Origin of the sequence: Holdemania massiliensis (genome assembly GCF_022440805.1) — a bacterium.
Classification (GTDB): domain Bacteria; phylum Bacillota_I; class Bacilli_A; order Erysipelotrichales; family Erysipelotrichaceae; genus Holdemania; species Holdemania massiliensis_A.
On record NZ_JAKNTK010000001.1, the window covers coordinates 3,292,581 to 3,313,193 of the forward strand.

Genomic DNA, 20,613 nt, shown 5'->3' on the forward strand with positions numbered 1-20,613 from the left:
ATGAAAACAAGTGAATTTGATTTTGATCTGCCGCAGGAGCTGATTGCGCAGACGCCGCTGGCAAACCGTTCGGCCTCACGGCTGTTGGTTCTGCATCGTGCTACCGGTAAGATTGAGCATCGGCATTTCTATGAAATTGTGGATTATCTGAAACCAGGCGACGTTTTGGTACGCAACAACACCCGTGTCATTCCGGCACGTCTGTTCGGCACCAAAGAGGAAACTGGTGCGCATGTGGAACTGCTGCTGCTGCGTCAGGATGGGGATGAATGGGAGTGTCTGGTCGGCAATGCTAAAGTTGTCAAGCTGGGCACGGTCATTTCCTTTAACGAAGGCGAGCTGAAAGCGGAATGCATCGGCATCGGCGAAAAAGGACTTCGGCAGTTCCGGATGATCTATGACGGAATTTTCTATGAGATTCTTGAAAAGCTGGGCAATGTCCCGCTGCCGCCTTACATCAAGGAAAAATTAAACGATCCGGAACGCTACCAGACGGTTTACGCCAAGGTTAAAGGTTCCGCCGCTGCACCGACCGCCGGACTGCATTTTACGCCGGAGCTGTTTGATCAGTTAAAGACCATGGGCGTCGAGGTGGAGGACATTACGCTGCATGTCGGCTTGGGTACATTCCGTCCGATGGATACCGAGGATATCGCCGATCACCACATGCATTCGGAATTCTTCATGATGGATCAGGCAACAGCCCACCGGCTCAACCAAGCCAAAGCGGAAGGCCGGCGGATCATTGCGGTCGGCACGACCAGCTGCCGGACACTGGAAGCGATCATGAGCAAATACGGAGAGTTCCGCGAATGTCATGAAGATACGGATATCTTCATTTATCCTGGCTATACGTTTAAAGCGATTGACGGCTTGATTACCAACTTCCACCTGCCTAAGTCCACGCTGGTCATGTTGGTCAGCGCCTTTGCGACCAAGGAGCAGATCATGAAGGCCTACCAGGCGGCGATCGATGAGCAATATCGGTTCTTTTCCTTCGGCGACAGCATGTTTATTGAATAAGCGTATGGAGAAAAACAATCCAGTGATTCAAGCAAAACCGAAGATCAACTACTGGAAGATGAGCGTGGAGGAAATGGCGCGGATTCAGGCTGAGGGAAGACATCCCAAGCTGCTGATGCATGCCTGCTGCGCTCCGTGCAGCGCTTTCCCGCTGGAATTTCTGAGTGGCGTCTTTGCAGTGACGATCTATTACAACAACTCCAACATTTATCCGGCGGCAGAATATCAGCGCCGCTTAGAAGAACTGAAGCGTTATCTGGACGAGGTCAATCCCACACTTCCTCATCCTGTCCAACTGATTGTCCCGCCCTACCGCAATGAGGAATTTACGGCTCGGCTGGCGGTGCTCAAGGACGTGCCGGAAGGTGGGGGACGCTGCTTTCTGTGCTATGGCCTGCGCATGGATGAAGCGTACCGTTATGCCAGCGAGCATCATTATGACTATTTCACGACAGTCATGACGATCAGCCGGCAGAAAAACAGTCAAAAGCTGAATGAAATCGGCCGCCAGCTGTCGCATAAATATCCGGATGTCCCTTACTTCTATTCTGACTTCAAAAAGAAAAAAGGCATCGACCGGGGGCAGGAACTGTCGCGGCTGCATCAGCTGTACCGTCAGGATTACTGCGGCTGTCTTTATTCCTATGAGAAACGACAGGAAGACAAGCAACGAAAAATCGAAGAAACTTCAGCGGATCAAGTCTGAAGTTTCTTTTCTTTTTTCAGCGATCTTCCTTCTGTGACCACGAATTGACTGCAGGGCTTCGGCTTTTGTTTTACCCGCGAACAGCTTTTCACTTGCCAGCAAACTGGAAGAGAGGGCAGAAAATAAATGCCGGAATGGTTGTTTTGCCAGGCAGAATAAGTCTATAATAAAATCATTGAGAAGCTTTTCTACCTTGGCTTTTAAATTGGAATCAGCAACACTGCGCTTGCCGGCAGTTTGAGCACGAACAAGAATACAGCTCAGCCCCGGTGCTTTTACGGATGAAGGAGAACGCTATGAAACTGGAAATCAGCAAAGAGGAACTGCGGAATTTTCTGCTGCACGCCACCGATGAACAACTGGCGGAAATGATTGAATTTATCCATCCGGTCGATATTCTGGAAGTCATCCATGAATACAAGGCAGATGAAGATCAGATCATGAAGCGGCTGCCGTCGGAGATTCTGGCGGAAATTGTCGATGAGGAAGAAGACGAGGAAAAATACGGCCTGTTATCTCACTTCTCGGATACCGAACAGCGGGTCATCCTGGAAGAAATGTCTTCCGATGAAATCACCGACTTGGTCTCAGTTCTGGATGAGGTGGAATCGGAAGAAGTCTTAAGCAAGATGAACGTCGAGGACCGGCAGGAAGTCCGCACGCTGCTGAGCTATGATTCGGAAACCGCCGGCGGTTTGATGGCGACGGAGTTTATCTGTCTGTCTGATCAAATGAGCGTCATGCAGACGCTTCTGTATTTGCAGAAAGAAGCGCAGGATGCAGAAATGGCTTATTATTTATATGTCGTCGATCAAAACAAGGTGCTGACTGGGGTTGTCTCACTGCGTGAAATCGTAGCTCACAGCTTTGAAACTTTGATCCGCGACATTGCCAACCCCAACGTCATCTCAGTTCCGGCGCCGACCGATCAGGAAGAAGTCGCGCGGATTTTCAGCAAGTATAATTTCTTAATGATGCCGGTCGTGGACGAACAGGATCGCATCCTCGGCGTCATTACCGTCGATGACGTCATGGATATCATCGAAGAAGAAAATACCGAGGATATTCATCGTCTGGCGCAGATCAATGAGGAAGAAAAAGTTGACGGCAGTCTGATTGAATCATTGAAAAGCCGTCTGCCGTGGTTGTTTATCAACCTGCTTACCGCCTTTCTGGCCTCCTCGGTTGTCGCCGTTTTCTCCGGTACGATTGAAAAAGTCGTCGCTTTGGCGGCGGTCAATCCGATCATCGCCGGGATGGGCGGCAACGCCGGAACACAGTCTTTAACGATTGTTGTCCGCGGTATTGCGCTGGGTGAGCTGACCGGTGAAAATGCCCGGCGGGTCTTCTTCAAGGAATTCGGCGTGGGCGTTTTGAGCGGCGTGAGCATCGGTCTGGTTGTTGCCTTGATCTGCGGCCTGATGCAGCGCAATCCGATCTTCGGTCTGGTCGTCGGCTTGGCCATGCTTTTGAACATGGCGTTTGCGACGATCGCCGGGTATGCGGTGCCAGTCATCCTGAAAAAGATCAATGTGGATCCGGCGCTGGCTTCTTCGGTGTTTGTCACCACCGTGACCGATGTGCTGGGCTTCTTCTTTTTCCTCGGATTGGCGACCTTGTTCTTACCATTTTTGATGTAATCCAAGCGCAGCCTTCCGATGATTTCGAATTCAGCGGCAGTCAAAGGACTGCCTTTTTTGCGGTGGTTGTGCTATATTTTTAGACAGATCAAGGAGGTGGGATAAATGATTCTTTGTTGTTCCCAGCGTACCGATCTTTGTGCCTTTTACAGCGACTGGCTTTATCGGCGGTTTCAGGCGGGCCTTGTCGATGTCCGCAACCCCTTTGCGCCGCATCAGATCCTGCGGCTGGATTGTTCACCAAGTCAAGTGGATGCGATAATTTTCATCACGAAAAATCCAACTCCAATGTTGGATAAGATGGATGTCTTCCGCGAATATGCGGTGGGTTTTCAGGTTACCGTCACGCCCTATGGGTCAGAAATTGAACCGGGACTTCCCGACAAACGGATCGTCCTGGACAGCTTCCGCAAGCTGGCGGACCGGCTAGGTTCTTCGCACATGATCCTGCGGTATGATCCGATCTTCTTCTCCCCGCGGTATGACGAAGCGTTTCACCTGCGGGCCTTTGAGCGCTGCTGCAAACAGCTAAACGGAGCCTGCTCACAGGTGATCCTCAGTCATCTGGATTTCTATAAGAATACCCGCCGGCATCAGCGGGAGCTGAACTGGCTGCCGGATTCCCTCGACCGCTTTCGGCAATTAGTGCCGCAGCTGGCGCAGATCGGCAAACAATACGGCATGCAGCTGCAGCTCTGCGCTGAGGATCTTGATCTTCAAAGCGCCGGAATTGTCAATCGCAGTTGCATGGACGCGGCCTGGCTGGAAGTGTTGACCGGACGAAAACTAGATTATCCCCAGACTCAAGCTCGTGCGCATTGCCATTGCCTGCAGGTCACTGACCTGGGTGAATACAACTGCTGCGCGCATCATTGCCGTTATTGCTACGCCAACTTTGACGAAGCGCAGATTGCCTCAAGGATGGCACAACATGATCCCGAATCGTCTTTGTTGATCGGTCATCTGCAGCCTGATGATCAAATTATCATGAAAAAAAAGTCTGAACGGCAGCTTCGCCTGTTTTAGACTTTTTCTTTTTCGATTCTTTTTTACAGTGTTTCAATTTTCTTAAGCAGCTCAGCCAGCGTTCCTTCAAACTCACATTCCACCGGCAGCTTTTCCGTGTTCAGCAGACAGTCGGTAATCAGCCAGCCTTCCATTCCGAGCGAACGGGCCGTCATGTCTTCTTTGACGTCGTTGCCGATCATCACGCACTGCTTTGGATCCAGCTGCAGGCGGTTCAGGATCTCCTCATAGTATTTCGGATTCGGCTTGCAATAGCGGCAGCTCTCAAAAGTCGTGATCCAGGCAAAATCATTTTGGTCCAATCCTGCCCAACGAATTCGGTTCTCTGTCGCAATCCGCGGAAAGATCGGATTGGTCGCCAGCACCAGCGTATATCCTTTCGCCTTCAAAGCGCGGACAATTTCATTGGCCAGCGGCGTCGGCGCGCAGGCTTCCACTGCTTCATTAAACTCGTTTTTATAATAATCAAAAAATTCTTCTTCCAGCGTTTCATGGTGCAGACCTGTTAATTTATCAAACACCTGCCAGAACACCTGTTCGTTGGTCGCCCGGCCATCGTTCATAATCATCGCGCCGGTGCCCTTCCAAATCGTATCGACTAACTGCTTAGGGTCAATCCTGTCTGCCATTTTCTTTGCCAGCCGGGAAAAATAGCTCTGGACAAATTGATCCTGATCCATCGGCAGCAGCGTGCCGTCCAAATCAAATAATAACGTTTTTTTCATAGTGAGATTCCTTTCACAATGGTTTCATTATACACAAATTGGCAATGAAAGAAAAGCGAACAATCCGATCGGATTGTCAAAATGGCTTAACGGTGAAAGCAAAGGACTCAGCGCCGCCCTGCCCGGCCTTGTGAAGAGTGGTGTTTCTGCCACAGCGTCGCCCCCACGGCGGCAATGACTGCCACCACCGCCACGATGACCGCTTCCCACATTCGTCCTTCGATCAAAAAATTGCCGATCAGCGTACCAGCCAGAACCGGAATGATCGAACCCACCGTGCAGGTAAACAGAAAAACCGGCCAGCGAATATCAGACACAGCTGCCAGATAAGGCTTCACCAAATTTGGCAGGATCGGCAGCAGAAACATCACAAAACAATACAGTTCTTTGTTTTTTCCTGCCAGCCAGTGATGAAAGCGATCCAGCATCTGAGCGATTCGCGACTGCGGCGAGAGCTGATCCAGCAGTCTTTCCGCAAACAGATAGACAATGCCGTTGCCCAGCACCATTCCAATCAAAATCACAGCAGTCCCGATCAAAGGACCATAGCTTGCCCCGGCGGCCGCCTGCAGCGACAGCGCCGGAATCAGGGAAGTCATGACCTGCACTGCCTGAAGCAGAATTAAAAACAGGACGCCGTTGATCCCCAATGCCTCAAAATATTGTCGGATGGCCTGTTCGTCGCCGCTTTTTAACAGCTGGTTCACCGCCGGAAGAAAATCGACGACCGCCAGCACGATCAAAAGCACGCCCGCCGCTGCCGAAATCATCTGCAGCCGGTTCCACTTTCGCTGCTTTCTCATAAAGAAAAAATCACCAGGAAACCCAGTGATTTAAAGATGAATAACTTCCTGTGTCGTTTTGACGATCATCGTAATATCTGCGCCTGTTACATCAAAATCAACATCTTTCACCGTTAAGCTGATTTCCTTTAACAGTTTCTCTGCCTTTTTCTGCGCGAGTTCATTCAACTGTTTAAACTCAATTTTCATATCTAACACCTCGTTTCTATTTTAACATGAAAGATTCACTTTGAATATAGCGGAATTCTGACAAGTTTTGTCGAATTCTTTCCATTTCGTTCGGATTCTGACCTTTACTTATTCAACTAAGCGCTTGATGAAATTGCCTGTGATCTGCAAACCTTCATTGACGATGATGAATGCTTTGGGATCCATCTGCGTGATCATCCGCCGCAGTTCGTTGACTTCATCCTTGGATACAATCGTGACCAGCACCTCGGTTTCAGTCTGCGTATAGGCGCCCAAACCTTTCCAGTACGTCACGCCGCGAACAAAATCCTTTAATATCTTAGTTTTTATCTCCGGATTTTTCGTGAAGATCATCAAGCTCATTTCAATATTCTGCAAGTGAACTTTATCCAGCACAAACGAATAGACCGCCGCATAGATAATACTGTAAATCGCAATCGGCAGATCAAACAAGAACGCGCACAGACAGTAGATCAGCGCATTAAACGCCAGCTGAAGCTTACCGACACTGAACGATTTCCAATGCAGCGCCGCATATACGCCTAAGATATCCGTGCCTCCGCCGCTGGCGCCATGAACCAGCGTCATGCCGATCCCCAGCGCTCCAACGATCGCCCCGATGATGAGCGAAGCCAGCACATCGTCCAGAATTGGCACGACCGGAATCGGAATCAGTGAGAAACAGATCGTCTGCGTAATCAGCGAAAGCAGTGTGCCCAGAAAGAATTTCCGGCTGAGCGAACGGTAGGCCAGAATAAACAGCGGAATGTTGAACAGAAAGTTAATCACGCCAGCGATATCAAAATTAAAGCTCAGATTCAGCCGGCTGGTCAGCACCGTTCGGATGATCTGAGCCAAACCGACAATGCCTCCGTTATAAAGGTTCACGGGAACGACAAACAAATTAATCGAGGCCGCAAACAAGGCGGAACCGATAATAATCATCAAATATTCATAAACTTGCGAGTGACGCTTCATGGCCTGATCCTCCTATTGGATAATAGAACCTCTCCTATTTTATATGAACCCCGACGTTTCTTCCAGTCTATTTTGTACGATTTCATCAAAGCTTTTTTGATTGTTCAAATCAGGACAATTTTCTAACCGGCTTATCAATTTTATGATATGATAAAAAGGAAGAGGAAAGAGGTTTTCTTATGGATGTAAAAGCATTGTCTTATTATGTAGCGATCGTCGATCAAAAAAGTATCAACAAGGCGGCAGAGCTGCTTTACATCAGCCAGCCTGTCCTCACCCGCACAGTCAAGGCGCTGGAAGAAGAGCTGGGTGTCCAGCTGTTGATCCGCAATAACCACGGAATTGAAATCACTTCCATTGGCCAGAATTTATATTATTATGCCCGCAGCATTCTTTCTCAGTTTGAGGAAATTGAACGGCTGAAGAAAACTTTTGATCCCTGCATCGAAACTCGGCTGCGGGTTTCCACCGCGATGATCCTGCTTCAGGATTCAATTGTCCAAAAGTATTTTTTATCTGCCAACAGCGATCATTCATTTATCGATATTCGGGAAACGGGCATTGAAGAAGCGATCAACAATGTCCGCAATCAGGCCTCCGAGATTGCGATCCTGGCCCTGAACACCGTCCAGTATCGGACATTGCAGAGAGTCTGCAAGATTCATGAACTGGAAATGCACGTCATTGACAAAGGTTCAGTTTATGTTCATTTATCCCAAAAGCACGCGTTAGCCCAAGCGGATACAGTGAAAGCTTCTTCGTTATTGTCGATGATCTATCTGCATACCCCGGAAGATTTCTTCACCCGGCTGAATTATACCGTCAAAATCGGTGATACCGAGCTTTCCCAATTCAAACGGATCATCACGGTCAACAACTATCATACGATCATCAACTTGCTGAAACACAGTGATGCCTTCATGTTCGGCAACCGCTGGCAGATTGAAGATCTCAAAAAAGGCGGGATTGCCAGCATCCGTTTGGAAGACGATCATATTCAGCGGCATCTGGTCTGGCTGCATCGGCAGCGGCAGGCTTTATCCGATGAAGCACGCTTATTCCTAAACCTGTTCCTTGCCCCGCTGAATCAGTCTGTTCCAGCAAAAGCATAACCAGGCTATACTTTATTGGCATTACCCAAAATCGACACTTTCCCCTATAATAAAAGCGTAGACATAATTCATGATTATGAGGAGGAATATTATAATGAACAAAAAAACAATTCTTGGTTTACTGACCGGCGCCGCCATCGTCGCCGCTACAACAGGGTCTTATGCAGCATGGGATACATTGACCGCTGATGCTGCAGTTAATGTGAAATTTAGAAAGTCTGTTACAGTAACTAATAAATTAGGTACAGTTACAGAAACTACCAATTTAGGAGGAACCCCGACTTATACTACGACCATGGAGCTTACCGCGAGTGATGTTCCATCTGGAACAACCGCAGAATGGACTTTAGTACCAGAAGTTAAATCAGGTGATACAGATGTTACTGGGCAAGTAGATGTGAAGTTTAACGATGAAAGTAGTAGTAAAGTAGATGCAACGCTCACTGCTCCAGATCAAATCACTGTAACAGTCACTCCTCACGACGACGCTGTTAGCGACTTAGCTGATAAAGATGTATCTGTTAAGATTACAGCAACTTTAGGTGAAAAAGCAGCCTCAGGAGAATAATAACTAAATATAAGCCATCCTCGGATGGCTTTTTTAAAAGAATCTTTAACTATAAAGCAATAACTGGTAAAATAAAGATAATTGTGGGGATGAGAACATGGGAATTAAGAAAAAGTGGAGAATAAAACCAAAGATCATAAATTGGGTATTCCGATTGTTTTCTTCTGTTTTAATTTGTTACATTTTAGGCATGTTATTTTTCCCCGATACGATGATCAATTTAACTGGATTTCAATTCTACACTGTTTTAACAGGAAGTATGGAGCCAATAATTCCAACTAATTCCTTAGTTTTATCCAAGCGTATTAAATCCGATGAAGAATTAGTTCCGGGTACAATTATCACCTTTCATGCTAATCGGCTAGGCGAAGATATCGTGTTAACCCATACTCTTGCAAAAGTAGAGATGCAGGATAATGGTCGGTTACGGTATTTCACTCAGGCTTACGCTTATGAAGGACTGGATGATTATGAAACCTATCGGCAGGATATTGTCGGAATCTATGTGATGCATGTTCCTTTTCTCGGAAAAATCGCATTCTTCTTCCAGAGTCCTTATTCCTGGTTCATGATACTGATTGTTGTAGGAATTCTGCTCTTATCCTGGATCGTGCAGCTGCTGATCGACCGCAATGAATTGATTGGGAAACGAAATGCGGATAAGCTTACAGGTGATCTGAAGGAGATTGAACAGGCTGAGTTTGTCTTTGACAGTACGACGATTCAGAATTCATATTTGGTCGTAAAGGGTTTGGTTGTCTATCAGGGACAGTGGCAGACGCCGATTGCCCGAATTGATTTCATGAATGAGAAATATGAGATTCTGGATACCGCCTTGCTGTATCTGCGGCCAAAGAAGTCCAAGATGGATCACAAACTGAAATGGGTGGCGATTGTCAAATATGACAAGAAGATTAAATATCAGGATGCGCATCTCTATTCCTTGGATTATCCGTTGACGGAGCTTGAGAAAAAACGGCTGAAAAAAACGATCAAGAAAAACAATCGGAAGTTAAAAAAAGCAAAGCAAAGGGCAGTCTGAAAAAAGACTGCCTTTTTGATAGATGGGAGTAAGAAAACGCGTCAGCCCATGACTTCGTTTTCTTCTTCGACGAATTCGTACAGATTCATAGCTTCAAAATCGCAGAATTCAGCAATGGTCATATTGAAACCCAGAGCTAATTGATGAATTGTTGCGATTCCTGGATTTTTCGTATGTCCTTTGATGATGTTTTCTAATGTCGACGTGCTGACGCCTGACATCTCCGATAATTTGTAGTATGAAATGTTACCTCTTTGTTTGCATAGTTCTTTGATTCGATTGGAGATTAATGTGACGTATTCCATGATTCAGCTTCCTTTCTTTTGTTTTTTGCGGTTCTATGATAGCAACGTCATTTCCCAATTATTCCCATATTCGGGAATAGATTTCATCAAGGTAATTGATTCTGAAAGAATAGCTGAAAAAGAGGTCAAAGAATGAGTTGAATAATTAACGATAAGTAAGGATTTCATTGGCTTTTATCATAAAGAAACGATCGAGAAAAATAAAGTTGTAAACTTTGTCTATTCTCAGCGGATTTCCGATTAATATCAATTACAACATCTAACACTCTCTATTTTCCAGTATTATTAGGCCGTTGTCTATTTAATATTTTCCAAACTTTTATTCTTTTTTAAACTACGTTTTTCAATTAACCTTGAAAAATGCGAAATGCGCGGCTGAAAGAATGAGAAAACCAACATGGACAAAAGAAAAACTCTGCTCATCCCATTGTCATTGCTTTGGGAGAAGCAGAGTATCGTTTGAGAATAACTATTCTTCAGTAATTTCGACTTTGGTCATGACATCGCCATTGCGCATTGCCCGAACTGCTCCAAGATTATCGGTCACCTGACCAAAAACCGTATGAACACCGTCCAGATGCGGCTGCGGGTCGTGACAGATGAAGAACTGACAGCAGCCGGTATCCTTGCCGCGATGAGCCATCGACAGCGCTCCCGCAACATGTTTATGCGGATTATTTTTTGTTTCGCATGGAATTGTGTAGCCTAAATCGCCTGCCCCTGTGCCATAAGGACAGCCGCCCTGGGAAACAAAATGGGGAATGACACGATGGAAAGTCTTACCGTTATAATACCCTTCTTTAATCAGCTTAACGAAGTTAGCGACGGTGATCGGCGCTTCGTCCGGATACAGCTCAAATGGAATTTCTGCTCCGTTAGCCATTGTAATTTTACCTTGAATTAAACCCATAGTTTGTTCGCTCCTTTTCTTTCTTTTTTATTTTACTCTATTTCCGAAATCCTTGCATCAAGATTTGATATCGAAATGACAGCGCAGGATTGTCTGCGGTGTACCCATGATCATCGTTTGTTCGACTGGATCTTCAACAAACCCGCAGCGTTGATAAAATTGACGGGCATTTTGATTGGATTTCAGAACCCAGCAAAGAATCCTTCGGTATCCGCGCTGACGCAGCTGTTCGATCCCGGCTTCAATCAGCTGCCTGCCGATTCCCTGATGCTGAAATTGCGGAAGAAGGTACAAAGCTGCGATTTCACCGCATTTTTCTTCGGTTTCTTCCGCCTCGCTGATCCGCACAAAACCGACGATCTGGCCGTCTTGTTCCGCCAGCCAGATGGAATCGCAGCCATTCTGAATGAAAACGTTATAGCTGTGCTCAGGCGTGCGGGTTTTCAGGAATTCAGGATCGATCAATCCCGCATAGGCAGCCTGCCAGCTCAGCGAATGAACATTGGCCAGACCCCAGGCGTCCTGGGGAATGGCTTTACGAATAATCCTCATTTCTTTGTTTCCTCAATCCAATTCTGGATGTCCTGTTCGATGAAAGCAAACGGGCGCGGGCCTTGATCGAGGATGACTTGGTAAAAGGCCTTCAAGTCGAACTGATCCTGCAGCGCTTCGCGGGCCTGATCCCGCAGCTGTTCCATTTTCATCTCACCGATGCCATAGGGCAACAAGATGCCAGGATTGGCAATCAGATCCAAATAGATCTGTTCCGCCGCCTCAGCATAGCCGAAATGGCTCAGATAACCTGCCAGATCATCCTGACTCCAGCCTAGGCCGTTCACGCCTAAATCGCACAGGCATTGCAGATAATAACCGTACATGGCGTTGATCTGCAGGGCTTCAATCAGAGCTTCATCCGTAATCCCCAGCCAGCGGTAAGCTTCCAGGGCAATGATCTCGGCCCAGCCTTCTGTATAAGCAATTTCAGAAAGCAGACGGCGGATCGGGTGCGGATCGGTGGTTTGGAAATAATTGTGTTGGTAACAGTGGCCGGGGAATCCTTCATGGGCCAGCGTTAACCACAGGGTTTCAGCTTTATCCTGATAAGCCGGATTGACCTTGACGATATTTTCGGTTTCCTGATCCAGCGGCGGGATCAAATAATAAGCAATGGTGTTTTCACTGGCGATGCTGGCATCAAGATAGCTGACAGTGTAGCGGATCTGCGGAATTTCCGGAACGATTTCCGACATTTTCTTTTGATATTGCTGCAACAGTGTTGAAGCTTCCGTAAGCGGGAATTCCACATTTTCAAGCTTATCAAGAAGCTGGGGATCTTGTTGGAGCAGAGTTTGCATCCGCTGCAGTTTCTGAAGCATGAAGCTTTCCAGCTCGCTGGCCAGTTCTAAAATCGTTTGATCGCCGGCGGTTTTGGACTGCATTAACAGCTGATAATACGCCTGACCTTGTTCGCCATAAGCCGCAGCCAGGCCGCCCTGTCCCTTGGCGCTGCCGCGCAGCTTTTCCAGTGTATCGTGGACATGATGAAGGCTCGGCAGATAACTTTCTTTCATGATCTGTTCATTTTTATCAGCATAGTTTTGACGCTGGTCCGCGCTTAAGGCTTCCAGTTCGCCTAACTTCTCCGCAAAATTGACAATCAGAACATTATCATCGACCTTTTCCACAAACCGGTCGATTTCGGCCAGGGTGCTGTCCAGAGCGCTGTCCTGCAGGAAATATCCGCGCTCGGCCTGGGCTTGGGTATACGTCAGGGCTTCATTCAGATACCGTTCAACATCGGCTAACAGCGTCAGATACAGCTGAACATCGGCTTCCGAAGTGATTCTGAATTCCAGGAAGTTCTGGTTTAAGGCACTGATTAATCCTTGATTCGGCTCAAATAAAAACTGCAGCGGCGCATAGCGGGTCATGGCTAAAGATTGTTCAAGATCCCGCTTTAAGAGCTGATAATTCAGCTGCTGAACGGGAGTAAGGGTATCCGGATCAAACTGCTGCAAATTGTTCAATGCGGCTTCCATGGCTTGTTTATTTTCAATCTCGCTGGCTTCACTCAGACTGCCCAACGTGGTTGGAACATCCTGAATCCCCAGCGCCGAAGGATCCGTCAGTGAAAAGTGCAGAGTCAGTCCGTCCTGTGTCAGCTGACGGCGGGTTTCCTCCATGAGAAACGCATCAAAGGCTTTTTGAACTTCTGTAACTGCTGCCTGTGCCTCCGGTGCTGGAGCCGCTTGCTTTTTAGATTGAAACAGCGCGCAGCCGCTGCCGGATAAAAGCAGCAGTGCCGTTGTGAGTATCAGTCCGATTTTCCTTAGCGTCATATTCTTCCTTCTCCTTTAGATGACGGAAAACCCGTCATCCATAGTGTAGCATCCCGGCGCGCAAACCATACCTCACTAACGGCGCAGACTGACTTCACTTAAATCCCAGACGGCATCGGCCAGATCGCTGTAAAATTCTTTTTCATGGCAGACCAGCAGAACCGTTCCCGGATATTCGGCGATAGCCTTGTGCAGTTCGTCTTTGGCATCCTGATCGAGATGATTGGTCGGTTCGTCGAGAAACAGTACATTGTAAGGCGTGTTCAGCAGCTTGCATAAACGCAGCTTAGCCTGTTCTCCACCGGAAAGCACCATCACCTGACTTTCAATTTGATCGGTGGTTAATCCGCAGCGGGCCAAAGCACTGCGGATTTCATATTGAGAATAGGCCGGATAAGTTTCCCACAGCTCTTCAATGCAGGTGCGGCGAATCGGCTCGGTGATTTCCTGTTCAAAATAGCCGATTTCCACATGCTCTCCCAGCTGGACGGTGCCTTCAAGCGGTTCGATTAAGCCCATCAGGCTTTTCATCAGCGTTGTTTTTCCTAAACCATTAGCACCGGTGATAACAATTTTCTGGCCTTTTTCCAGCACCCGATTCATCGGTTTGGAGAGTGGTTCATCATAACCGATGACCAAATCGCTAGCGGAAAAGATGACCTTGCCCGGCGTTTTCCCCATTTGAAAGCGGAAGGTCGGCTTGGGTTTCTCCGCATTCAGCTCAATCCGTTCCATCTTAGCCAGTTTTTTCGCGCGGGAATTGGCCATGCCGCGGGTCGCCACACGGGCTTTATTGCGGGCGACAAAATCCTCCATGCGGGCGATCTCCTGCTGCTGCCGCTGATAGGCCGATTCCAGAGCCAGTTTGTTCTGTTCATACAGCCGATGGAATTCATCAACATTGCCGACGTAACGGGTAAGCCGGCAGTTTTCCACATGGTAGACGAGATTGACGACCTCGTTGGTAAACGGCAGATCATGTGAAATCAGAATGAAGGCATTCTCATAGTTCTGCAGGTAGGTTTTCAACCATTGGATGTGCTGTTCGTCAAGATAGTTGGTCGGCTCATCCAAAAGCAGGATATCCGGTTTTTCCAACAGCAGTTTCGCCAGCAGGATCTTGGTCCGCTGACCGCCGGACAATTCGCTGACATCCCGATCCAGACCGATATCGCTGAGTCCCAGCGCCTGCGCGACTTCCTCAATCTTGACGTCAATCTGGTAAAAATCATGATGTTCAAGCGTATCCTGCCATTCACCGATCTGTTCGAGCAGCTCATTCATTTCTTCTTCCGTACACTCCATCATCTTCGCATAGCCGTCGTTGATCTGCTTCTCTATATCAAACAAGTCAGCGAAAGCCTGAGCCAGTGCATCGTGAATGGTCATGCCTTTTTCCAGAACGGCATGCTGATCGAGATAACCGACCTTGACGTTCTTGCTCCAAATGATCTTGCCTTCCTCCGGTTCCAGCTTGCGCGTAATGATTTTCATAAACGTGCTCTTGCCTTCGCCGTTGGCGCCCAATAAACCGACGTGTTCGCCTTTCAGCAGACGAAACGAAACATCTTCAAAAATACTGCGGCCGCCAAAGCTGTGGCTGCAGTGCTCCAGCGTTAAAATACTCATACTCTAATCCTTCCTTAGTTTTATAAGATAACGGATTCAGTGTACCCAATGGAATCCGGGTTGTCAATTCTATCCTGAAAATCCCGCGGAATGAAGTGCATTTTCTGAAAAGTGTGAAGTAAGAGGAGAAGGGAAACATCCAAATAAATTCTAGATCCATATCTCATGGATTTATCTTCCCTTTGATCAGCCTAATGAAAAAGCTGCCTGGACGGCAGCAAGATCCTAGACAGATCTATTTTCGTCAATTACTCAATATTCTTCAATACAGCCAGCTGACGCTGCAGTTCTGAAATTGTTGCCTGAGAAGTGCGCACCTGTTCCAGCCAGTTTTCCACATCCGGCATATCGCGGTTTTCTTCCCGTGCTGAGGCATAAGTCCGGCCAATTTCCAGATAGGCGGTATTCAGCATATCCTCATACGTTTTCAGCTGCCGTTTCAGTTCAATCTGGCGCTTGGTCTGATCCAGCTTGTCCTTAGCCAGCTCCGTGCCTTTTTCCGCAGCTTGCGTCACGTTTTGAACAATCTTTTCCGCCTGTTTTTTGAAATCCATTTTCGATTCCTCCCTTACCGATTTTTAAACGAAAGCATTTCGATGAACAGCGCAATGCCTCCTAATATACAATATGCCGCAATCAGCGTCGTGAGCACGATCGCCGAACTTAACGGGCTGATCAGAAAACCGATGCCGGCAAGGATTGAAAGCAAACCACCCAGAATCGCCATTCCTGAACCTGCGACATGGAAATAATTTAACTTCATCGCATAATCCAGCTTATGAATTCCAATCAGCAGCGCACTGATCCCCAAAATGAAAGACAGCATCGTGATGACCTGCCCGGCGTCAGCACGCAGAAGCAGCACTGCGATCAACAGATCCAGCAGACCCCGAACAATCGTCAGGCTCTGGCGAAACAGGGTGCTGGTGGAAAGGTAATCGACGATTTCCAGAATTCCGACCAGACCTAAGATCACGGCGATTCCCCGCTCAATCCACAGAACAATCGACTGCGGACAGAGCAGCAGCGCAATTCCCAACAGGACTAACGCAGCAGCCAAACCTAATCCTAAGCGGCGCAAAGACCGCAGCTTGCGGTTAATTTTATTCTGCATTTCGTAAAAGCTTTCCTGCTGTCCAGAATTATAGATAAACATAAAACCGTCTCCTTATTTCTCCAACGTATTTCTAACTTCCATTATTCACTTCTTTAACGCGTCTGTCAATCGGCGGAAACATAGATAAGCTCAGCAGCTTAACAGCTCATCAATCAGATCGGCAACCCCTTCCTCTCGACAGCTTGCCAGCTGCGACCAGCCGCGGTCTTTCAGTGATTGCGATGCATTGGCAACGATGTACGGATGGCCGACGATTTCCAGCATACTGATGTCATTTTCACTGTCGCCGACGGCATACAGTTCGTTCAGATCCAGCTTCAGCTTCTCTGCCAGAGCCTGAACGCCGGCAGCTTTGGTCTGATGCTGATCGTGAATTTCAAGCAGCAGAGAACTGGTGCGTACTAGATGCAGGCCGAAGAATTCCGGCTGCAGCTGATGCTGCAACATTGTAACCTTCGCTTCATCCGTTTCATCAATAAACATCAACAGCTTAACAACAGCCTGAGGATCAATTGACCTCCGGCGCACAACCTTAGGATCTTTCAAAAATTCCAGATGATCAATTTGATCCTGCGGCATGCGTCGATTAACGACAATTTCATCTAATGTATACACATAATAAGGAATAAACAGAGCATCCATAACCTCCATGCATCGCTCGCTGCGTGCTCCCACACAGGCCAGCCGTTCAAAGCGGCCGGTGGAAGGTTCTGCCAGGATTCCGCCGTTGGAAGCGATATGCCAGCCTTCCCGCATATTCAGCAAAGCAATCAGATCATTCAAAGCACAGGCATTTTTACCGCTGGCAAACACCAGCCGATGCCCCCGGGCCAGCCAGCGGCGCAGCGCTTCTTCACTGCGGGGCTGCAGTTCTTTCATGGCTTCAATCAACGTGTTGTCAATATCCAGAATTAATGTTTTCGGCATGATTTCTCTCTCCTTTTATATTTTTTCTTGGCAGGTTGTTCGTTAGAATTATTTTACCGTTTTTTCTGCAATTATGCTACACTATCCACAGAAAAGAGAGGTTGTTCCTTATGATTCCATTCCTATGTCCGGTCTGCGGTCTGCCGTTGACGCTGAACCAGTCCGTTTATCAATGTGAAAAACGCCATAGCTATGATCTGTCGCGTTTTCATTATGTCAACCTGATCCGTTCGTCAAAAAAGATTCATGGCGATAATGCAGAAATGGTGAAGGCGCGGACACGGTTTCTGCGCAGTCAGGCGTATCAGCCGCTGAAAGCAAAACTCACTGAGCTGATTCAGGCTGAAAATCCCAGCGCGGTTCTGGATTCAGGCTGCGGCGAAGGGTATTATACTGAACTGTGTGAAACGTTGGAAAATTGTGAATGCTTTGGTGTGGATTTGTCCAAGGAAGCCTTAAAGCAGGCTGGACGCAGCTGTCCTTCCGTACGGTTTGCCGCGGCCTCTGTCTTTGAACTGCCGCTGCCGGATCATTCGCTGGATCTGATTTGGTCTTGTTTCGCTCCGCTGGCCCTGCGTGAGAATGCCCGGGTTTTGAAAGATCAGGGTAAGCTGATCGTCGTGGGACCTGGCCCGCGGCATTTGTGGGATTTGAAAAAGGTTTTATATGATACGCCCTATCTCAATCCGCAGGAAACCCTTAGCTCGCCTGATTTTGAACTGGTTGATGAACAGACATTAAGCTATACAATTCAGCTGGATACAGCCCAGCAGATTCAGGATCTCTTTACCATGACTCCATATTATTACAAAACCTCAATTCAGGATAAGCTGAAGTTGGAAGCTCTAAGCCAGCTGAGCACCGAGGTCGAATTCAACCTGCGGACATTTCAAAAGAAATCAGCCTGAATCCTAAAGCCGTGAACAAGCGTCAGTTAACATTACCCGGGAAATAATCGAGGTGAAAATTCAATGCTTATTACCTTAGCTTCCGCCGTGTCCGCAACAGGACAGATCTCGCAAAACCTGAAACAGATTGAAAAGATTTTGAGCGAACATCCCGATCAAGACTTCGTACTGTTTGGCGAGGCGTTTATCCAGGGCTTTAACAGTCTGAATTTTGATCCTGAGCAGGATCGGCAGATTGCTCTGGATCACGATTGCGAAGTTCTGCAGCGTTTGCAAAGCTTGGCCAAAACATATAACTCCGGCCTTGGCGTCGGTTACCTGCGTTTTCACAACGAAGCCTGGACAAGCAATTACCTGGTGATTTCCAGGCAGGGAGAAATTTTGCTCGACTATGCGCGGATGTCGCCGGGATGGAAACTTCCGGAAGCGGATCCATCCATCTATCTTGAAGGAAAGCAAAGCGGCACCTTCACTTATCAGGGAAAACAGATCGGCGTACTGCTGTGCGGTGATGGCTGGACAGACAATGTTGTTTCTGCATTGAAAACACAGCGGCCGGATTTTGTTTTCTGGCCGGTATATGTTTGTTTCTCCTTGCCGCAGTGGCTGCAGGAACAAGTTGAAGCCTATGCCGTTCAGGCAAAAAACTTCGCCAGACATGTTTTTCTGATCAACAATCTGGACGAACCTAATACGGCCTATCCGTCGCTGGGCGGCGCTTTCTATTATCGAAATGGACAAATTCATAACCAACTCACCTTAAATAAGGAAGGCTGTCTGACGCTTCAACTGGACGATGAATCATGATGCCGGCTTTATTCTAAAAAGCTGGCTGGAACCGCTTTGAAGTTCTCCTTCACTTCGATGCCGTTCTTCACTTTTTCAATAGCGCAGAGTGAAAATTCACATTTCATTCACTCATCCATGTGAAAATTCACTTTTGCTTGACACACAAATTGAAGTCTTGGATTTCTCCTCGAAAGTGAATTCAGGACTTTTATACTTGAGTTGTTATGGATTTTTACAGGGACTGTGCGGAACACCTAGGATCCAGCTCCTATTTTCAAGACTTATTCTTATGCCCCAGAAAACGCTTGAGGAGCCTTGCTTCTTGAACATCTGCACCATGGTGACAGGCTCATCCTCAGAGAGCTTATCCTAATCGATCTGACACTCATCACAGAAGCATCTTCAGCATTCCTCAATCGGATTGCTTTTATGTTTCGTACAACGCAACAGATGCAGCATCTTCTTGCCGCTGAAGGCAGGCCATCCGATGGGTGTCGATTCGGCGGCGTTCTGGAGGTTTTTATGGATGGAGCGGAGGTTTCTATTCGGGTCTTCGTTAACCGCTACTCCCTTTCCATGGGGGATAGTTGACTTTTCATTTCATCTTGTATACAAGGTTGTTGAACTTCTTGCATAAACTTGCTACAATAGGGACATAGAGAGGAGATTTCTCATGAACTTTGCAAACTATCCTGAACTGACCGACACTGAACTGAACGAGGCGATCCATTACGCTGTCGAGCAGGTCCGCAGCGGCCTGAACGACTTCACCACAAGTATGAAGTATCCCAACAGCGTCAACAATTTCTATCCGCAGATGGACAATACCGAATGGACCAACGGTTTCTGGACCGGCGAGGTCTGGCTGGCCTATGAAGCCACAAAGGAAGACTGCTTCAAACAGACCGGCTTAACCCATGTAGACAGCTTTTTAGACCGTGTCAACCGCAACATCGTTCTGGAACATCATGATTTAGGCTTCCTGTACTCCCCTTCCTGCGTCGCAGCTTATAAGCTGTTAAAAGATGAAAAAGCCAAAGAAGCGGCATTAAAAGCCGCCGACAAGCTGATCACCCGGTTCCAGGAAAAAGGCGGATTCATCCAGGCCTGGGGACCTCTAGGCGCCAAGGATAATTACCGGCTGATCATTGACTGCCTGCTGAATCTGCCGTTATTGTACTGGGCTACTGAAGTCAGCGGCGATCCAAAGTACCGTGAAATCGCATTGAAGCATATTCATACGGCGTTAAGCGTGGTCATCCGGCCGGATTACTCAACCTATCATACCTATTTCTTTGATCCGGAAACCGGCAAGCCGTCGCATGGTGTTTCGCATCAGGGCAACCGGGCTGAATCAGCCTGGGCCCGCGGACAGAGCTGGGGCGTTTACGGTCTGGCAATCAGCTACAAATATACCCGCAATCCGGAATATCTCGATCTGTTCCGGCATGTTACGAAATATTTCATCGATCATCTGCCAAGTGATCTGATCCCATATTGGGACTTTGATTTCACCGATGGCAGCGATGAACCGCGCGATTCCTCCGCCAGTGCCATTGCCGCCTGCGGCATGCTGGAAATGGCGAAGTATGTGGAAAAAGCGGAAGCCGATCAGCTGATCAGCGATGCTAAACGGATGATCAAAGCGTTATACGATCACTGTGCGGTCAAAGATCCGAAAATTTCCAACGGTCAGCTGCTCAACAGCACTTATTGCCGCAGCACGCCGACCAATGGCTGCCGTCAGCATGGCGTCGATGAATGCTGCAGTTGGGGCGACTATTTCTACTTTGAAGCCCTCACTCGCTTAAGCAAAGATTGGGAAATGTACTGGTAATTCTGATTTGTTTCAAGAACAGCGTCATTCATGGCGCTGT

Annotated in this window: 23 protein-coding genes; 11 read left to right on the forward strand and 12 right to left on the reverse strand. The window is 47.7% G+C overall.

The features are described from left to right. The 4 genes from queA to MCG46_RS15335 all read left to right on the forward strand — a co-directional run bounded on the left by queA (position 1) and on the right by MCG46_RS15335 (position 4,395). Complete coding sequence (gene queA / locus MCG46_RS15320) at positions 1 to 1,023, forward strand: tRNA preQ1(34) S-adenosylmethionine ribosyltransferase-isomerase QueA (RefSeq protein WP_240280738.1); 1,023 nt, start codon at positions 1 to 3, stop codon at positions 1,021 to 1,023. Positions 1,024 to 1,045: 22 nt separating this feature from the next. Next, positions 1,046 to 1,729: an epoxyqueuosine reductase QueH gene (locus MCG46_RS15325; protein ID WP_240280739.1), complete on the forward strand. Its 684-nt coding sequence runs from the start codon at positions 1,046 to 1,048 to the stop codon at positions 1,727 to 1,729. Between the two features lie 296 nt (positions 1,730 to 2,025). Next, on the forward strand, positions 2,026 to 3,369 hold the full coding sequence (gene mgtE, locus MCG46_RS15330; protein ID WP_240280740.1) for a magnesium transporter: 1,344 nt from the start codon (positions 2,026 to 2,028) through the stop codon (positions 3,367 to 3,369). Positions 3,370 to 3,474: 105 nt separating this feature from the next. After that, on the forward strand, positions 3,475 to 4,395 hold the full coding sequence (locus MCG46_RS15335; protein WP_240280741.1) for a DUF1848 domain-containing protein: 921 nt from the start codon (positions 3,475 to 3,477) through the stop codon (positions 4,393 to 4,395). A 23-nt stretch (positions 4,396 to 4,418) separates the two neighbouring features. On the opposite strand, the gene MCG46_RS15340 is transcribed toward MCG46_RS15335, so the two are convergent. From MCG46_RS15340 to MCG46_RS15355, 4 genes are all read right to left on the reverse strand, one after another. Continuing rightward, positions 4,419 to 5,120 (reverse strand): HAD family hydrolase, encoded by a 702-nt coding sequence (locus MCG46_RS15340; RefSeq protein WP_240280742.1) that lies wholly within the window; start codon positions 5,118 to 5,120, stop codon positions 4,419 to 4,421. A gap of 107 nt (positions 5,121 to 5,227) precedes the next feature. After that, on the reverse strand, positions 5,228 to 5,923 hold the full coding sequence (locus MCG46_RS15345; protein WP_240280743.1) for a TVP38/TMEM64 family protein: 696 nt from the start codon (positions 5,921 to 5,923) through the stop codon (positions 5,228 to 5,230). Between the two features lie 30 nt (positions 5,924 to 5,953). Next, on the reverse strand, positions 5,954 to 6,112 hold the full coding sequence (locus tag MCG46_RS15350) for a hypothetical protein (protein ID WP_006060135.1): 159 nt from the start codon (positions 6,110 to 6,112) through the stop codon (positions 5,954 to 5,956). Positions 6,113 to 6,220: 108 nt separating this feature from the next. Beyond that, positions 6,221 to 7,090, reverse strand: coding sequence for a YitT family protein (locus MCG46_RS15355; protein ID WP_240280744.1), 870 nt, complete (start codon positions 7,088 to 7,090; stop codon positions 6,221 to 6,223). A gap of 179 nt (positions 7,091 to 7,269) precedes the next feature. Between MCG46_RS15355 and MCG46_RS15360 the strand changes: the two genes are divergently transcribed. The 3 genes from MCG46_RS15360 to MCG46_RS15370 all read left to right on the forward strand — a co-directional run bounded on the left by MCG46_RS15360 (position 7,270) and on the right by MCG46_RS15370 (position 9,812). Next, complete coding sequence (locus MCG46_RS15360) at positions 7,270 to 8,202, forward strand: LysR family transcriptional regulator (RefSeq protein ID WP_240280745.1); 933 nt, start codon at positions 7,270 to 7,272, stop codon at positions 8,200 to 8,202. 94 nt (positions 8,203 to 8,296) lie between these two features. Then, positions 8,297 to 8,770 carry a hypothetical protein gene (locus MCG46_RS15365; protein WP_240280746.1) on the forward strand — a complete coding sequence of 158 codons (474 nt, stop codon included), beginning with the start codon at positions 8,297 to 8,299 and terminating at the stop codon, positions 8,768 to 8,770. Between the two features lie 259 nt (positions 8,771 to 9,029). Next, positions 9,030 to 9,812, forward strand: a complete 783-nt coding sequence (locus MCG46_RS15370; RefSeq protein WP_240280747.1) for a hypothetical protein — start codon at positions 9,030 to 9,032, stop codon at positions 9,810 to 9,812. Positions 9,813 to 9,853: 41 nt separating this feature from the next. Here MCG46_RS15370 and MCG46_RS15375 read toward each other — a convergent pair whose 3' ends face one another. The 8 genes from MCG46_RS15375 to MCG46_RS15410 all read right to left on the reverse strand — a co-directional run bounded on the left by MCG46_RS15375 (position 9,854) and on the right by MCG46_RS15410 (position 17,039). Then, a complete protein-coding gene (locus tag MCG46_RS15375) occupies positions 9,854 to 10,117 on the reverse strand; it encodes a helix-turn-helix domain-containing protein (protein WP_020225770.1) in 264 nt (87 codons plus the stop codon). A gap of 469 nt (positions 10,118 to 10,586) precedes the next feature. Next, entirely contained in the window at positions 10,587 to 11,027 is a 441-nt protein-coding gene (locus tag MCG46_RS15380; protein WP_240280748.1) for a peptidylprolyl isomerase, read from the reverse strand. 57 nt (positions 11,028 to 11,084) lie between these two features. After that, a complete protein-coding gene (locus MCG46_RS15385; protein ID WP_240280749.1) occupies positions 11,085 to 11,579 on the reverse strand; it encodes a GNAT family N-acetyltransferase in 495 nt (164 codons plus the stop codon). After that, complete coding sequence (locus tag MCG46_RS15390) at positions 11,576 to 13,366, reverse strand: DUF885 domain-containing protein (RefSeq protein WP_240280750.1); 1,791 nt, start codon at positions 13,364 to 13,366, stop codon at positions 11,576 to 11,578. Before MCG46_RS15390 ends, MCG46_RS15385 begins: the two co-directional genes overlap by 4 nt. Positions 13,367 to 13,441: 75 nt before the next feature. Continuing rightward, positions 13,442 to 14,995 carry an ABC-F family ATP-binding cassette domain-containing protein gene (locus tag MCG46_RS15395; protein WP_240280751.1) on the reverse strand — a complete coding sequence of 518 codons (1,554 nt, stop codon included), beginning with the start codon at positions 14,993 to 14,995 and terminating at the stop codon, positions 13,442 to 13,444. A 248-nt stretch (positions 14,996 to 15,243) separates the two neighbouring features. Then, positions 15,244 to 15,549 carry a hypothetical protein gene (locus MCG46_RS15400; RefSeq protein ID WP_020225765.1) on the reverse strand — a complete coding sequence of 102 codons (306 nt, stop codon included), beginning with the start codon at positions 15,547 to 15,549 and terminating at the stop codon, positions 15,244 to 15,246. 14 nt (positions 15,550 to 15,563) lie between these two features. Continuing rightward, positions 15,564 to 16,151, reverse strand: a complete 588-nt coding sequence (locus MCG46_RS15405) for a DUF308 domain-containing protein (RefSeq protein ID WP_240280752.1) — start codon at positions 16,149 to 16,151, stop codon at positions 15,564 to 15,566. A gap of 90 nt (positions 16,152 to 16,241) precedes the next feature. Then, positions 16,242 to 17,039, reverse strand: a complete 798-nt coding sequence (locus MCG46_RS15410) for a Cof-type HAD-IIB family hydrolase (RefSeq protein WP_240280753.1) — start codon at positions 17,037 to 17,039, stop codon at positions 16,242 to 16,244. Positions 17,040 to 17,149: 110 nt separating this feature from the next. Between MCG46_RS15410 and MCG46_RS15415 the strand changes: the two genes are divergently transcribed. The 4 genes from MCG46_RS15415 (at position 17,150) to MCG46_RS15430 (ending at position 20,573) form a co-directional block, all read left to right on the forward strand. Beyond that, entirely contained in the window at positions 17,150 to 17,947 is a 798-nt protein-coding gene (locus tag MCG46_RS15415) for a methyltransferase domain-containing protein (RefSeq protein ID WP_240280754.1), read from the forward strand. A 63-nt stretch (positions 17,948 to 18,010) separates the two neighbouring features. After that, positions 18,011 to 18,754 (forward strand): carbon-nitrogen hydrolase family protein, encoded by a 744-nt coding sequence (locus tag MCG46_RS15420; RefSeq protein ID WP_240280755.1) that lies wholly within the window; start codon positions 18,011 to 18,013, stop codon positions 18,752 to 18,754. A gap of 411 nt (positions 18,755 to 19,165) precedes the next feature. Further along, a complete protein-coding gene (locus MCG46_RS15425) occupies positions 19,166 to 19,327 on the forward strand; it encodes a hypothetical protein (RefSeq protein WP_240280756.1) in 162 nt (53 codons plus the stop codon). A gap of 82 nt (positions 19,328 to 19,409) precedes the next feature. Next, the gene (locus MCG46_RS15430) at positions 19,410 to 20,573 is read left to right on the forward strand and encodes a glycoside hydrolase family 88 protein (protein ID WP_240280757.1); all 1,164 of its coding nucleotides are present in this window, start codon (positions 19,410 to 19,412) and stop codon (positions 20,571 to 20,573) included. Positions 20,574 to 20,613: the final 40 nt, after the last annotated feature.

What these genes read in the sequence shown, in the direction of transcription:
- queA (WP_240280738.1), top strand. Translation starts at nt 1, where the DNA reads ATGAAAACAAGTGAATTTGATTTTGATCTGCCGCAGGAGCTGATTGCG.
- mgtE (WP_240280740.1), top strand. Translation starts at nt 2,026, where the DNA reads ATGAAACTGGAAATCAGCAAAGAGGAACTGCGGAATTTTCTGCTGCAC.
- MCG46_RS15335 (WP_240280741.1), top strand. Translation starts at nt 3,475, where the DNA reads ATGATTCTTTGTTGTTCCCAGCGTACCGATCTTTGTGCCTTTTACAGC.
- MCG46_RS15340 (WP_240280742.1), bottom strand. Translation starts at nt 5,120, where the DNA reads ATGAAAAAAACGTTATTATTTGATTTGGACGGCACGCTGCTGCCGATG.
- MCG46_RS15345 (WP_240280743.1), bottom strand. Translation starts at nt 5,923, where the DNA reads ATGAGAAAGCAGCGAAAGTGGAACCGGCTGCAGATGATTTCGGCAGCG.
- MCG46_RS15350 (WP_006060135.1), bottom strand. Translation starts at nt 6,112, where the DNA reads ATGAAAATTGAGTTTAAACAGTTGAATGAACTCGCGCAGAAAAAGGCA.
- MCG46_RS15355 (WP_240280744.1), bottom strand. Translation starts at nt 7,090, where the DNA reads ATGAAGCGTCACTCGCAAGTTTATGAATATTTGATGATTATTATCGGT.
- MCG46_RS15360 (WP_240280745.1), top strand. Translation starts at nt 7,270, where the DNA reads ATGGATGTAAAAGCATTGTCTTATTATGTAGCGATCGTCGATCAAAAA.
- MCG46_RS15365 (WP_240280746.1), top strand. Translation starts at nt 8,297, where the DNA reads ATGAACAAAAAAACAATTCTTGGTTTACTGACCGGCGCCGCCATCGTC.
- MCG46_RS15370 (WP_240280747.1), top strand. Translation starts at nt 9,030, where the DNA reads ATGGAGCCAATAATTCCAACTAATTCCTTAGTTTTATCCAAGCGTATT.
- MCG46_RS15375 (WP_020225770.1), bottom strand. Translation starts at nt 10,117, where the DNA reads ATGGAATACGTCACATTAATCTCCAATCGAATCAAAGAACTATGCAAA.
- MCG46_RS15380 (WP_240280748.1), bottom strand. Translation starts at nt 11,027, where the DNA reads ATGGGTTTAATTCAAGGTAAAATTACAATGGCTAACGGAGCAGAAATT.
- MCG46_RS15385 (WP_240280749.1), bottom strand. Translation starts at nt 11,579, where the DNA reads ATGAGGATTATTCGTAAAGCCATTCCCCAGGACGCCTGGGGTCTGGCC.
- MCG46_RS15390 (WP_240280750.1), bottom strand. Translation starts at nt 13,366, where the DNA reads ATGACGCTAAGGAAAATCGGACTGATACTCACAACGGCACTGCTGCTT.
- MCG46_RS15395 (WP_240280751.1), bottom strand. Translation starts at nt 14,995, where the DNA reads ATGAGTATTTTAACGCTGGAGCACTGCAGCCACAGCTTTGGCGGCCGC.
- MCG46_RS15400 (WP_020225765.1), bottom strand. Translation starts at nt 15,549, where the DNA reads ATGGATTTCAAAAAACAGGCGGAAAAGATTGTTCAAAACGTGACGCAA.
- MCG46_RS15405 (WP_240280752.1), bottom strand. Translation starts at nt 16,151, where the DNA reads ATGTTTATCTATAATTCTGGACAGCAGGAAAGCTTTTACGAAATGCAG.
- MCG46_RS15410 (WP_240280753.1), bottom strand. Translation starts at nt 17,039, where the DNA reads ATGCCGAAAACATTAATTCTGGATATTGACAACACGTTGATTGAAGCC.
- MCG46_RS15415 (WP_240280754.1), top strand. Translation starts at nt 17,150, where the DNA reads ATGATTCCATTCCTATGTCCGGTCTGCGGTCTGCCGTTGACGCTGAAC.
- MCG46_RS15420 (WP_240280755.1), top strand. Translation starts at nt 18,011, where the DNA reads ATGCTTATTACCTTAGCTTCCGCCGTGTCCGCAACAGGACAGATCTCG.
- MCG46_RS15425 (WP_240280756.1), top strand. Translation starts at nt 19,166, where the DNA reads ATGTTTCGTACAACGCAACAGATGCAGCATCTTCTTGCCGCTGAAGGC.
- MCG46_RS15430 (WP_240280757.1), top strand. Translation starts at nt 19,410, where the DNA reads ATGAACTTTGCAAACTATCCTGAACTGACCGACACTGAACTGAACGAG.